Origin of the sequence: Streptomyces sp. NPDC005202, from assembly GCF_040608235.1 — a bacterium.
Taxonomy (GTDB): Bacteria; Actinomycetota; Actinomycetes; order Streptomycetales; family Streptomycetaceae; genus Streptomyces.
In genome coordinates, this window is the sequence record NZ_JBEXHW010000015.1 from 48,146 (window position 1) to 60,869 (window position 12,724).

The following is a 12,724-nucleotide window of genomic DNA, read 5'->3' on the forward strand; positions in this document are numbered from 1 at the left end:
GGTGGTGGTCGGGCTCGGCCCGCGGGGTGGTGGTCGGGCTCGGCCCGCGGGGTGGTGGTCGGGCTCGGCCCGCGGGGTGGTGGTCGGGCTCGGCCCGCGGGGTGGTGGTCGGGCTCGGCCCACGCGGTAGTGGTCGGCTCAGCCCACGGGGTAGTCGTCGGGCTCAGCCCACGTGCACCCGCGGCCGTCGGTCCGGGTCCGGCTCGGCACGGCGCAGCACCTCGCGAGTGACCGGCGCGACCTCGCCGTCGCCGAAGACCAGGAAGCGGATCAGATGGCTGACGGGGCCGCCCTCGGTCCAGCTGAAGTAGACGTGCGGGACCTGGCCGGTGCGCTCGCGCAGCGCCAGCAGGACCGCCGCGATGGTGTTGGGCACCGTCGGGCCCTGCGCCCGCAGCCGTCGCACCCCGTGCTTCGTGTCGCCGTGCACGGTGATGTCCGCCGTGAAGTCGGAGGAGTCCCGCACGAACACCTCCAGGAACAGCACCGGCCCGCCCTCCGGGATGTGGGTGTGCGCGCGCTGGTCGTACTCCTTGGCGCGGTACTCCTGGGTGCTGTGCTCCTGGGGCTCGTTCGCGATCAGCTGCAACGGCCCGCTGTGGGCGGCCTCGTCGATGATCCGCTCGGCCGTCTCGTCGAAGACGACCTCCGCGGCGCGCAGCTCGAAGGCCCGGTGCGCCCGCGAGCCGAACGACGTGACCAGGATCGCCACGATGAAGATCAGCGCGATCTTGATGCCGTCGGGCCGCTCGATGACATTGGCGATCAGGGTGTAGCCGAACACGGCGGTGATCACGCCGAAGCCGATCGTCGCCCACCGGTGGCCCCTTCGGCGCACGGCGACCGTGGAGGCGAACGACGCGGACAGCATCAGCACCAGCACCCCGGTCGCGTACGCGCCGCTCTGCGCGTCGACGTTCGCGTGGAACCAGACGGTGATGAGGACGGCCGCCGCCATGAACACCAGCACCAGCGGGCGCACGGCCCGGGTCCACTCCGGAGCCATGCCGTAGCGCGGCAGATACCGCGGTACGAGGTTCAGCAGCCCGGCGAGCGCCGAGGCGCCCGCGAACCACAGGATCGCGATGGTCGAGACGTCGTACACCGTGCCGAAGGCCTCGCCCAGGTGCTGGTGCGCCAGATACGCGAGGGCACGGCCGTTGGCCGGTCCGCCGCTCTTGAAGTCGGCCTGCGGGATGAGGATCGTCGTCGCCAGGCTGGACAGCAGCAACAGGCAGCTCATGATCACGGCGGCCGTGGTGAGCAGCTTGCGGGTCTCGCGGATGCGGCCCGTCGGCTTCTCGTACGTGTCCGTCGGGTCACCCTTGACCTGCGGCATCACCGCCACGCCCGTCTCGAAGCCGGACATGCCGAGCGCCAGTTTCGGGAAGACCAGCAGCGCCACGCCGATCATCGCCAGTGGTGAGGAGTGCTCCGCCGTTATCGCGTCGGTCCAGTCGCCGATCCGCACCGGGTGGCTGAACACCTCCCACGCGGAGACGGCGATCACCACGACGTTGAGGGTGAGATACGTCCCCACCAGCGCCATCGCGATGCCGATGGCCTCCCGGAAGCCCTTGAGGAAGATCCCGCCGAGCGCGGCGATCAGGAACAAGGTGATCCACTGGTTCTCGCCGTGCATCCAGTGCGGGGCGAAGGGGTTCTCCACGACGTGCGCGGCGGCGTCCGCGGACGACAGAGTGATCGTGATCATGAAGTCGGTGGCCGCGAAGCCGAGCAGCACGAGCACGAAGATCTTCCCTGGCCACCACGGCAGCAGCCGCTCCAGCATGGCGATCGACCCCTCGCCGTGCGGGCTCTCGTGCGCGACCCGCCGGTAGACCGGCAGCGCGCCGAAGAGGGTCAGCGCGATCAGCACGAGCGTGGCGAGCGGGGAGAGCAGACCGGCCGCGAGGGCGGCGATGCCGGGCTGGTAGCCGAGGGTGGAGAAGTAGTCCACACCGGTCAGGCACATCACCCGCCACCACCGGTGGCCCTCGTGCTCGGCCTGCGGAGTGCGGTGCGGGCCGGGGTGGCGGGCCGTCTGTTCGCTCAGGCCCTCCAGCAGCCAGGCCCGCCAGCGGGCCGTCGGGGCGGAGTGGTGGGGCCCGCCGGCTTCCTCGGCGTCCCTGCTCTCCACCTCGGTGCCGGTCATTCGGTCCTCTCCTGCGCTCGGTGGGGGTTCGTCCGGCCCGTGGACCACTCGGGTGCCGGCGGATCCGCGGGCGCGAGGAGCGAGTATCCACCACCCCGTCGTCCGAACTTGGGGCGGGGGTCCCCGGAACTGCGCATAGGCTGGCCGGATGCAGGACGAGTACCGCACCGTCGCCCGCGCGGGCGTGCACGAGACCGAGGTCAACCGCTCCCGCTTCCTGTGCGCCCTCGCCCCGGCGGCCACCGAGCAGGAGGCCCAGGACTTCATCGCGGCGGTCCGCAAGGAGCACGCGGACGCCACGCACAACTGCTGGGCGTACGTCATCGGCGCCGACGCCGCGATCCAGAAGGCGAGCGACGACGGCGAGCCCGGCGGCACCGCCGGCGTCCCCATGCTCCAGATGCTGCTGCGCCGCGACATGCGGTACGTCGTCGCCGTCGTCACCCGCTACTACGGCGGCATCAAGCTCGGCGCGGGCGGACTCATCCGGGCCTACGGCGGAGCGGTCGGCGAGGCCCTGGACGCGCTCGGCACTCTCACCCGCCGCCGCTTCCGCCTCGCCACGGTGACCGTCGACCACCAGCGGGCCGGCAAGGTGCAGAACGACCTGCGGGCGACCGGTCGGGAGGTGCGGGACGTGCGCTACGGCGAGGCGGTCACCATCGAGATCGGCCTCCCGGACGCCGACGTGGACGCCTTCAGGGCGTGGCTCGCCGACGTCACCGCCGGGACAGCCGGGTTCGAACTGGGCGGCGAGGCCTACAGCGACGCGTGACACATCGGGCAAGTTGGGCATAACAGCGGGTGCAGGAGCGCTCATGACGGGCCGATACGGGAGTAACCGCCCGTGATGTCGGACCCGGCCGTTAGTCTTCGGGGATCATGAGGCTGCTGCACACTTCCGACTGGCATCTGGGCCGGGCGTTCCACCGGGTGAACATGCTGGATGCCCAGGCCGAGTTCATCGGCCACCTCGTCACGACCGTGCGCGAGCGCGATGTCGACGCGGTGGTCGTGTCGGGAGACGTGTACGACCGCGCGGTGCCCCCGCTGGCCGCGGTCGAGCTGTTCGACAACGCCCTGCACCGGCTCGCCGACCTCGGCGTGCCGATGGTGATGATCTCCGGGAACCACGACTCGGCGCGCCGCCTCGGCGTCGGCGCCGGGCTGATCGGGCGCGCGGGCATCCATCTGCGGACCGAGCCGTCGGCGTGCGGGACGCCGGTGGTGCTGGAGGACGAGTTCGGGGAGGTGGCGTTCTACGGCCTGCCGTATCTCGAACCGGCCCTCGTCAAGGACGAGTTCGGCGTCGAGAAGGCAGGCCACGAGGCGGTGCTCGCCGCCGCCATGGACCGCGTACGCGCCGACCTCGCCACGCGCGCGCGGGGCACACGTTCCGTCGTCCTCGCGCACGCCTTCGTCACCGGCGGCCAGGTCAGCGACAGCGAACGGGACATCACCGTCGGAGGGGTGGCCGCCGTGCCCGCCGGCGTCTTCGACGGTGTCGACTACGCCGCCCTGGGCCATCTGCACGGCTGCCAGACCATCACCGAGCGCGTGCGCTACTCCGGCTCCCCGCTGCCGTACTCCTTCTCGGAGGCCGACCACCGCAAGAGCATGTGGCTCGTCGACCTGGACGCCGACGGCTCCGTCTTCGCCGAGCGGATCGACTGCCCGGTCCCGCGCGCCCTGGCCCGGATCCGCGGGACGCTGGAGGACCTGCTCGCCGACCCGGACCTCGCCCGCCACCAGGACGCGTGGGTCGAGGCGACGCTCACCGACCCGGTCCGCCCGGCCGACCCCATGGCCCGCCTCACCGAGCGCTTCCCGCACACCCTCAGCCTCGTCTTCGACCCCGAGCGCGCCCCGGACGACCCCGACGTGTCGTACGCCCGCCGCCTCGCGGGCCGCAGCGACCAGCAGATCGCGGAGGACTTCGTGGCCCATGTGCGCGGCGCGGCGCCCGACGAGCTCGAACAGGCGGTACTGCGCGAGGCGTTCGACGCGGTGCGTGCGGACGAGGCGGTCCGGGAGGTGGCGCGGTGAGGCTGCACCGGCTGGAGATCACCGCGTTCGGCCCCTTCGGGGGCTCCCAGACCGTCGACTTCGACGCGCTGTCCGCCGCCGGGCTGTTCCTGCTGCACGGTCCGACGGGCGCGGGCAAGACCTCCGTCCTCGACGCCGTCTGCTACGCGCTGTACGGAGCGGTGCCGGGCGCCCGGCAGAGCGGGCAGGGCCTCTCCCTCCGCAGTGACCACGCCGCTTCGGGCACGCGCACCCAGGTCACTCTCGAACTCACGGTGGCCGGGCGCAGGTTGGAGGTCACCCGCCAACCGCCGTGGGAGCGCCCCAAGAGGCGCGGCTCGGGCACGACGCTGGACAAGGCCCAGAGCTGGTTGCGCGAGTACGACCCGGTGGCCCGCGCGTGGAAGGACCTCAGCCGTTCCCACCAGGAGATCGGCGAGGAGATCACCCAGCTGCTCGGGATGAGCCGCGAGCAGTTCTGCCAGGTCGTGCTGCTGCCGCAGGGCGACTTCGCACGCTTCCTGCGCGCCGACGCCGAGGCGCGCGGCAAGCTGCTGGGGCGCCTGTTCGACACCCACCGCTTCGCCGAGGTCGAAAAGCGCCTCGCCGAACGCAGGCGCACCACCGAGGCCCAGGTACGCGAGGGCGACGCCGCGCTGCTGGCCGACGCGCACCGCATGCAGCAGGCGGCGGGCGACGCCATGGAGCTGCCGGAGCTCGCGCCGGGCGAGCCCGGCCTGGCGGAGGCGGTCCTGACCGCGGCCGCCGTCGCCCGCAGCACCGCACGGGAACAGCTGACCATCGCCCACTGCCGTCTCACGGTTGCCGAGTCCGCGCAGGCCGCCGCCCAGCACGCCCTGGACCGCGTCCGCGAAGTGGCGCGACTGCAGCGGCGGTTCGCTCAGGCGCAGGAGCGTGCCGCGCGCCTGCAGGAGCGGGCCGGCGCCCACCAGGAGGCGCAGGCGCGGATGGAACGGGCGCGCAAGGCGGAGACGGTGGCGCCGGCGCTGGAACTGCGGGAGGCCGCCGACGCCGAACACCGTCGGGCGGCCGCCGCCGAGGCACGCGCGCGTGCCCTGCTGCCGGAGAGCTTCGCCGACGCCGGCGCGGCCGGCCTCGCCGCCGCCGCACGCCGGGCCGCCGAGGAGCTGGGCGGCCTGGAGTCGGCCCGCCGCGCCGAACAGCGCCTGGCCGGCCTCGTCGCCGAGCGGGCCGACCTTGACCGGCAGGAGCGCGCCGACGAGGACGTCCTGCAGGAGGCCGGTGCCTGGCTCGCCGAGTGGGAGACGACCCGGGCAGCGCTTCAGGCCCGCGTCGAGTCTGCGCAGGAGGCGGCAACCCGGGCCGAACAACTCGGCATCCGGCGCGAACCCGCGCTGAAGCGGCTCAGGGCCGCCCGGCTGCGCGACCAGTTGGCCGGGGACACCGAGGAGGCGCGGAGGCGGGCACTCGACTCGGAGAAGCGCGCGGTGCAGGCCAAGGCCCACTGGCTCGACCTCAAGGAACAGCGCCTGAACGGCATCGCCGCCGAACTGGCCGCGAACCTCAGCCCCGGCGAGCCCTGCGCCGTCTGCGGCGCCACCGAACACCCCGCACCCGCGCGGAAGGTCGCCGGGCACGTCGGGCGCGAGGCGGAGGAGCGCGCCCTGGCCGCCTATCAGGACGCTGACGAGCAGCGCGCCGAGGACGAGCGGCGCCTCGGCGTCGTACGTGAGGCACTGGCCGCCGCCATCGCCGAGGCGGGTGACACGCCGACCGCGCAACTCGCCGAGGAGGTCGAGGAGTTGGAGCGGCAGCTCGCGCAGGCGCGCCGGGAGGCCTCCGCGCTGCACGCGGCGCACGAGGAACTGCGCCGCGCCGAGCAGGAGCGCGAGCGGCGGCTGGCCGACCGGCAGCAGGCCGAGGTCCGCGCCGCGTCGCGCCTGACCCGCAGGGAAACCCTCGACCGCGAGAAGGCCACGCTGGAGGCGGAGTTGGCGCAGGCAAGGGGCGCCGCCGACAGTGTGGCGGCGCGGGCCGCGCAACTGGAGCGGCAGGCGGCGCTGCTCACCGACGCCGCCGACGCCGCCCGCGCCGCCGAGGAGAGCGCCGAGCGGCTCAAGGACGCCGACGGACGGCTCGCCGAGGCCGCCTTCCGCGCCGGGTTCGACACCCCCCAGGCGGCGGCCGCCGCCCTCCTCGACGACGCCGCCCACCGCGAGCTCCAACGGCGCCTGGACGCCTGGCAGTCGGAGGAGGCCGCCGTGCGCGCCGTGCTCGCCGAGGCCGACACCGCGGCCGCCGCCCAGCAGCCGCCCGCCGACCTCACCGCGGCGGAACGTGCCGCGGCCGCCGCGGCCCAGCGGCTGCGCGACGCCGCCTCCGCGCGGGATGCCGCCGCCCGGCGCTGCGCCGAACTCGACCGGCTGTCCGCCCGGGCGGCCGCCGGGACACGGCGGCTGGCGCCGCTGCGCGAGGAGTACGACCGCGTGGCCCGCCTGGCCTCCCTCACCGCCGGCACCTCGGCCGACAACGAACGCAAGATGCGCCTGGAGTCGTATGTCCTCGCGGCCCGCCTGGAACAGGTGGCCGCCGCCGCGACCGTACGGCTGCAGCGCATGTCCTCCGGCCGCTACACCCTGGTCCACTCCGACGACCGGGCCGGACGCGGCCGCAGCGGTCTCGGACTGCACGTCGTCGACGCCTGGACCGGCCGGGAGCGGGACACGGCGACCCTGTCGGGCGGCGAGACGTTCTTCGCCTCCCTCGCGCTCGCCCTCGGCCTCGCCGACGTCGTCACCGACGAGGCCGGCGGGGTCCGCCTCGACACGCTCTTCATCGACGAGGGCTTCGGCAGCCTCGACGACGAGACCCTCGACGAGGTCCTCGACGTCCTCGACTCCCTGCGCGAGCGCGACCGCAGCGTCGGCATCGTCAGCCACGTCGCCGACCTGCGGCGCCGGATCCACGCGCAACTGGAGGTCGTCAAGGGCAGATCGGGGTCGACCGTGCGGCAACGGGGCGTCGGCTGAGCTCAGCGGCCGAGCCGCCGCCGGGGCAGGGGCGACGAGTACACGACGTTCGTGGTCACCGAACCCAGGGTGCCGATCTTCCCCGACACCTCTTCCAGATGGCGCATCGAGCGGGCGGCGACCTTGAGGACGAAGCAGTCGTCGCCCGTCACGTGGTGCGCCTCCAGGATCTCCGGGGTGGCGGCCACCAGGTCGTGGAAGGGCTTGTAGCTGCCCGTTCGGGTAGCGCAGGCGCACGAACGCGAGGATCGGCAGCCCCAGCCGCTCCGGGTCCACCACGGCCGTACCGGTGGCCGACACGTGCCGCGCTCGGAGAGCGCGGGCACGACTCCTCGGGAAGGGGGAAAGGGCGGCCAGGGGTTTCCGGCCACCCTCCGGGATTCACAGCTGCGACAGTTCGTCCACCAGGTCGTCCAGGCCCAGGGAGCCCTGGGAGAGGGCCGCCATGTGCCAGGACTTGAGGTCGAAGGCGTCGCCGTGGCGCTTCTTCGCCCTTTCGCGGCCCAGCAGCCAGGCCCGCTCACCGAGCTTGTAGCCGATCGCCTGGCCCGGAATCGTCAGGTAGCGGGTCAGCTCGCTCTCCACGAAGTCCGCCGGGCGGCTGCTGTGTGCCCCGAAGAACTCCTGGGCCAGTTCCGGAGTCCAGCGCTCGCCCGGGTGGAAGGGCGAGTCCGCCGGGATCCGAAGCTCCAGGTGCATGCCGATGTCGACGATGACGCGGGCGGCCCGCATCATCTGCGCGTCGAGGTAGCCGAGCCGCTGCTCGGGGTCGGTGAGGAAGCCCAGTTCGTCCATCAGGCGCTCCGCGTACAGCGCCCAGCCCTCCGCGTTGGCGCTGACCCCGCCGACGGCGGCCTGGTAGCGGGAGAGGTCCTTGGCCACGTGCGTCCACTGCGCGAGCTGGAGGTGATGGCCGGGCACGCCCTCGTGGTACCAGGTGGAGACCAGGTCGTAGACCGGGAAGCGGGTCTGGCCCATTGTCGGCAGCCAGGTGCGGCCGGGGCGCGAGAAGTCCTCCGACGGGGGCGTGTAGTACGGTGCCGCCGCGCTGCCGGGCGGCGCGATGCACGACTCCACCTTCCGCACCCGCTCGGCGAGTTCGAAGTGCGTGCCGTCCAGCTCCTCGATGGCCCGGTCCATCAGGTCCTGCAGCCACTGACGGACCTCGTCGACGCCCTCGATGTGCGTGCCGTGCTCGTCGAGGTGCGCGAGCGCCACCCACGGCGTCTCGGCGCCGGGCAGGATCTTCTCCGCCTCCTGCTTCATCTCGCCGAGGATGCGGTGGAACTCCGACCAGCCGTAGGCGTACGCCTCGTCCAGGTCCAGGTCCGTGCCGTTGAAGTAGCGGGAGAAGCGGGCGTACCGATCGCGGCCCACCGTGTTCGGTGCGCCCTCGATCGCCGACGCGTACACGTCACGCATCCAGTCCCGCAGCTCCACCACCGCCGCGGTCGCGGCACGCGCGGCCTCCTCCAGCTCGGTGCGCAGGGATTCGGGGCCCGCGGAGACGAAGTCCTCGAACCAGCCGCGGCCCTTGCTGTCGGTGTCCGACCATTCGGTGAGCTGCTCGACGAAGGTGGCCGTCGGGCGCGGGCCCGCGTACAGCTTGCGTTCCAGGCCGAGCGTCAGCGACTCGCGGTAGCCCGCCAGCGCCGTCGGCACCGCACGCAGCCGCTCGGCGATCGCCGCCCAGTCCTCCTCCGTCTGGGCCGGCGTCACGGTGAACACCTCACGCACGTGGTGCACGGGTGTGGCCATGTTGCCGACCGCGCGCAGGCCCTCGTCGGCCTCGTGCACGGCGAGCTCCGCGGTGAGCCGCTCGCGCAGCAGGCGTGCGCACCGGCGCTCGATGTCGCTGTCCGCACCGGGCCGGCGCTCGGCCTCGTCGAGCCGGGCGAGCGTGGTGCGCGCCAGTTCCGCGAGCGCCTCCTGGCCCGCGGGCGAGGTGTCGGGCAGCCTGCTCGAACTCTCCTTCACGCCGAGATACGTACCGGTGACCGGGTCGAGGGCGATGAGCTCGTCGACATAGGCGTCGGCGACCTGACGGGGCAGCGGGCTCTTGGTCTCTGACATGCGGACCATCCTCATACGGAGACTATGTCCGCGTCACCCCGATTCAGCTGTGGGCGTTCCCGCCTGAGCGCCCGGCGGCAGCAGCGGTCCGCAGTCCCACTGCTGGAAGATCAACCGGGTCTCCACGCGCGCCACTTCGCGCCGCGCCGTGAACTCGTCCAGGACCAGCCGCTGCAGATCCGCCATGTCCGCGACCGCGACGTGGACCAGATAGTCGTCCGGACCGGTCAGATGGAAGACGGTCCGCGACTCCGGCAGCGCCCGGATCCGCTCCACGAACGGCCCCACCAGCTCCCGCCGGTGCGGCCTGACCTGTACCGACAGCAGCGCCTGAAGGCCCCGGCCCAGCTTCGCCGGATCGAGTCGCAGCTGGTGGCCGAGGATGACGCCCGAGCGGCGCAGCCGGGTCACGCGGTCCAGACACGTGGACGGCGCGACCCCCACCTGCGCGGCGAGGTCGCGGTAGGTCGTCCGGGCGTCGTTCTGCAGCAGCCGCAGCAGATGGAGATCCACCGGATCCAGTACGACAGATTCGGCCATGGACCGAACGTAGCACGGACTTGGTCCCCGGATACCCGGTCGGTGTTCACCCTTCCGTTATGGACTCAGCGAGCACGCAGGCGTACGACGACGTACGCCCCGCACCCAGAGCACTGGCCACCGAGGCCGTGCACGCCGGCCGTGACGACCTCGCCCGGCAGGGACTGCACGCCCCGCCGATCGACCTGTCCACCACCTACCCCTCCTACGACAGCCGCGGCGAGGCCGCCCGCATCGACGCCTTCGCCGCCGACGGCGCCGAACTGGAAGGCCCGCCGGTCTACGGGCGGCTCGGCAACCCGACCGTGGCCCGCTTCGAGACCGCCCTGGCCCGGCTCGAGGGCACCGGGGCCGCGGTCGCGTTCGCCAGCGGCATGGCCGCACTCAGCGCGGTCCTTCTCGTACGGGCCTCCATGGGCCTGCGGCACGTCGTGGCCGTACGGCCCCTGTACGGCTGCAGCGACCATCTGCTGACCGCCGGGCTGCTCGGCACGGAGGTGACCTGGACCGACCCGGCCGGAGTCGCGGACGCGCTGCGCCCGGACACCGGGCTGGTGATGGTCGAGTCCCCGGCCAATCCGACGCTGGCCGAGGTCGACCTGCGGGCCGTCGCCCACGCCTGCGGCTCCATCCCGCTCCTCGTCGACAACACCTTTGCCACACCCGTGCTGCAGCGCCCGGCCGAGCAGGGTGCGCGGCTGGTGCTGCACAGCGCGACCAAGTACCTGGGCGGGCACGGTGACGTGATGGCGGGCGTGGTGGCCTGTGACGAGGAGTTCGCCGGGCGGCTGCGGCAGGTGCGGTTCGCCACCGGCGGCGTCCTGCACCCGCTCGCCGGCTATCTGCTGCTGCGTGGCCTGTCCACCCTGCCGGTGCGGGTCCGGGCCGCCTCCGCCACCGCCGCGGAACTGGCCCGCCGCCTGGCCGCCGACCCGCGCGTCGCCCGCGTCCACTACCCGCGCATCGGCGGCGCGATGATCGCCTTCGAGGTCCACGGCGATCCGCACGCCGTCATCGCCGGCGTCCGCCTGGTCACCCCGGCCGTCAGCCTCGGCAGCGTCGACACACTCATCCAGCACCCGGCCTCCATCAGCCACCGCATCGTGGACGCCGAGGACCGGCGGGGCGCCGGAGTGAGCGACAAACTGCTGCGGCTGTCGGTGGGCCTGGAGGACGTCGAGGATCTGTGGGCGGACCTGGACGGAGCACTGGGGGAGGCCTCGGAACCGCGGACATCGAGGGGACTGCACGAGGCGATGAGCTGAAGCCGGGCCCCGGACGACGAACGGCCCGGCGCAGTCCGCCGGGCCGTCACCGAGTCCGTGGGGGAGACCCCGTCCCGGGTCAGTCCCGCACGCCGGGCCCGTCGAATTCCTCCTGCCTGGGGTCGTACGGCAGCCGCGAGGTCACCGGCGTCGCGTCCAGGCGGGCCGTGATGACCAGGATGCCCTCCTCGATCTGGTAGTCGAGCGGGAGGCCGAGGCCGCGCATGGCGGCGACCATGCCGGTGTTCGACGCCTGCGTCACGGCGTACACGCTCTCGCAGCCCGCCTCGACGGCCATGGCCACCAGTCGGCCCAGCAGTTTGCCGCCGATGCCGCGCCGCTGCCACGCGTCCTCGACGAGCAGCGCGACCTCCGTCTCGTCGCCGTCCCACAGCAGGTGGCCCAGGCCGACGATCCGCCCCGAGGCGGTCTGCACGGCGAGCGTCCGCCCGAAGCGCGGGCTGAGCAGGTGGTTCAGATAGCGGTCCGCGTCGCCGACCGGCCCGTGGTAGCGCATGCCGAGCGTGCGCGCCGAGCACCGCTCGTGCATCGCCCTGGCCGCCGCGACGTCGCCGGTGTCGGCCCGGCGCACGGTGATCGCCTCGCCCTCGGGCAGCGTCAGCACGTCCTGGCTGCGCGGGATGCGCGGCCCGAGCCGGGCGTCCAGTTCCACGAGCGCCCGCGCCCGCGCGAACTCGGTGGGAGTGAAGGGCAGATACGGCCGTTCCACGGTGATCACTCCGCCTTCCGGAGCCCGCAGCCGCATCACCGTGTCCTCGAGCACCCCCTCGACCGGCACCTCCTCGGGGCCACGGCCGCCGCCCACCGGACTGCCGGGCAGCGAACGGATGGTGCACCGCCCCAGCAACTGCCGCAGCGCAAGCGGCAGTTCCGCCGCGTCCAGCGCCGTGCGCGCGGCCAGACCCAGTACCCGCGTGGGCGCGTCCATCAGGTCGTGCGCGTCGGCCCGCTCGATCCACGTGCCGGCACCGCCGGCCAGCGACACCGCCCGGGTGATCTCGGACGCTTCGGTCCCACCGGGAGCGCGCAGCAGGAACTCGTCCACCGTGCCCTCGGCCAGCGGATGCGTCTGCAGGCTCAGGATGTCGACCTGCCGCGCGGCCAGCGCCGTGCACAGCGCGGCCAGCGATCCCGGCTCGTCCTTCACCGTCGTCCGCATCCGCCACAGCGCACTCGCTCCCGTCACCTCTTCGGGTGTCGCCGGGGAGGTGACGGACGGCCCGGCCTGCTGCCGCTCCTCGGCGAGCGGCCGGGCACCGGTATCGACCGTCGGCGGTGCGTGACCGTGGTGCCGTGCCCACCAGGTGTGGAACCCCGCCGTGGCGATCAGCGCCGTCGCGGAGATCACCAGCAGGGCCGGGCCGTCGGGTCCGTGGCCGATGAGGTTCGCCACGCCGTCCGCCACCGCGACAGCCGTGAAGAGGGCGGCGAGTTCGACCACGTCCCGCCGCCAGTGGTGCACCGGGCGACCGTGCCTCGCACGCGTCACATCAGATATTTCTCGAGTCATGCAGCCACTGTGAAGGAACGGTGTTGCGTGATCACGAACGCTTTGTGACTGAGCGGTAAAGTGTGGATCTGCCCTCTTTTGTTGTTCTTTCAACGGGTCTTTTGTGACGAGTCAGAGGGTGGTG

8 protein-coding genes and 1 pseudogene are annotated in these 12,724 nt (G+C 73.1%); 4 read left to right on the forward strand and 5 right to left on the reverse strand.

The genetic code is table 11. The annotated features are described in order from the left end of the window. Window positions 1-163: 163 nt before the first annotated feature. Window positions 164-2,155 carry an amino acid transporter gene (locus ABZV31_RS21925; protein WP_355896339.1) on the reverse strand — a complete coding sequence of 664 codons (1,992 nt, stop codon included), beginning with the start codon at window positions 2,153-2,155 and terminating at the stop codon, window positions 164-166. A gap of 148 nt (window positions 2,156-2,303) precedes the next feature. On the opposite strand from ABZV31_RS21925, the gene ABZV31_RS21930 reads away from it, so the two are divergent. From ABZV31_RS21930 to ABZV31_RS21940, 3 genes are all read left to right on the forward strand, one after another. Further along, window positions 2,304-2,930 carry a YigZ family protein gene (locus ABZV31_RS21930; protein ID WP_355896342.1) on the forward strand — a complete coding sequence of 209 codons (627 nt, stop codon included), beginning with the start codon at window positions 2,304-2,306 and terminating at the stop codon, window positions 2,928-2,930. Between the two features lie 107 nt (window positions 2,931-3,037). Beyond that, window positions 3,038-4,201 (forward strand): exonuclease SbcCD subunit D, encoded by a 1,164-nt coding sequence (locus tag ABZV31_RS21935; RefSeq protein WP_355896344.1) that lies wholly within the window; start codon window positions 3,038-3,040, stop codon window positions 4,199-4,201. Further along, window positions 4,198-7,191, forward strand: coding sequence for an SMC family ATPase (locus tag ABZV31_RS21940; protein WP_355896347.1), 2,994 nt, complete (start codon window positions 4,198-4,200; stop codon window positions 7,189-7,191). The genes ABZV31_RS21935 and ABZV31_RS21940 overlap by 4 nt, the downstream gene beginning before the upstream one ends. 2 nt (window positions 7,192-7,193) lie before the next feature. Here the strand turns inward: ABZV31_RS21940 and ABZV31_RS21945 are convergent. The 3 genes and pseudogenes from ABZV31_RS21945 to ABZV31_RS21955 all read right to left on the reverse strand — a co-directional run. Then, window positions 7,194-7,473: pseudogene (locus ABZV31_RS21945) on the reverse strand (Lrp/AsnC ligand binding domain-containing protein); the annotation flags it as partial. A 99-nt stretch (window positions 7,474-7,572) separates the two neighbouring features. Then, the gene (locus tag ABZV31_RS21950) at window positions 7,573-9,264 is read right to left on the reverse strand and encodes a DUF885 domain-containing protein (protein ID WP_355896350.1); all 1,692 of its coding nucleotides are present in this window, start codon (window positions 9,262-9,264) and stop codon (window positions 7,573-7,575) included. 33 nt (window positions 9,265-9,297) lie between these two features. Further along, window positions 9,298-9,804 carry an Lrp/AsnC family transcriptional regulator gene (locus ABZV31_RS21955; protein WP_355896353.1) on the reverse strand — a complete coding sequence of 169 codons (507 nt, stop codon included), beginning with the start codon at window positions 9,802-9,804 and terminating at the stop codon, window positions 9,298-9,300. Between the two features lie 59 nt (window positions 9,805-9,863). On the opposite strand from ABZV31_RS21955, the gene ABZV31_RS21960 reads away from it, so the two are divergent. Next, complete coding sequence (locus ABZV31_RS21960; RefSeq protein ID WP_355896356.1) at window positions 9,864-11,069, forward strand: PLP-dependent transferase; 1,206 nt, start codon at window positions 9,864-9,866, stop codon at window positions 11,067-11,069. 79 nt (window positions 11,070-11,148) lie between these two features. Here ABZV31_RS21960 and ABZV31_RS21965 read toward each other — a convergent pair whose 3' ends face one another. Next, the gene (locus tag ABZV31_RS21965) at window positions 11,149-12,600 is read right to left on the reverse strand and encodes a GNAT family N-acetyltransferase (RefSeq protein ID WP_355896359.1); all 1,452 of its coding nucleotides are present in this window, start codon (window positions 12,598-12,600) and stop codon (window positions 11,149-11,151) included. Window positions 12,601-12,724 lie beyond the last annotated feature (124 nt).

What these genes read in the sequence shown, in the direction of transcription:
- ABZV31_RS21950 (WP_355896350.1), bottom strand. Translation starts at nt 9,264, where the DNA reads ATGTCAGAGACCAAGAGCCCGCTGCCCCGTCAGGTCGCCGACGCCTAT.
- ABZV31_RS21965 (WP_355896359.1), bottom strand. Translation starts at nt 12,600, where the DNA reads ATGACTCGAGAAATATCTGATGTGACGCGTGCGAGGCACGGTCGCCCG.
- ABZV31_RS21960 (WP_355896356.1), top strand. Translation starts at nt 9,864, where the DNA reads ATGGACTCAGCGAGCACGCAGGCGTACGACGACGTACGCCCCGCACCC.
- ABZV31_RS21930 (WP_355896342.1), top strand. Translation starts at nt 2,304, where the DNA reads ATGCAGGACGAGTACCGCACCGTCGCCCGCGCGGGCGTGCACGAGACC.
- ABZV31_RS21955 (WP_355896353.1), bottom strand. Translation starts at nt 9,804, where the DNA reads ATGGCCGAATCTGTCGTACTGGATCCGGTGGATCTCCATCTGCTGCGG.
- ABZV31_RS21935 (WP_355896344.1), top strand. Translation starts at nt 3,038, where the DNA reads ATGAGGCTGCTGCACACTTCCGACTGGCATCTGGGCCGGGCGTTCCAC.
- ABZV31_RS21925 (WP_355896339.1), bottom strand. Translation starts at nt 2,155, where the DNA reads ATGACCGGCACCGAGGTGGAGAGCAGGGACGCCGAGGAAGCCGGCGGG.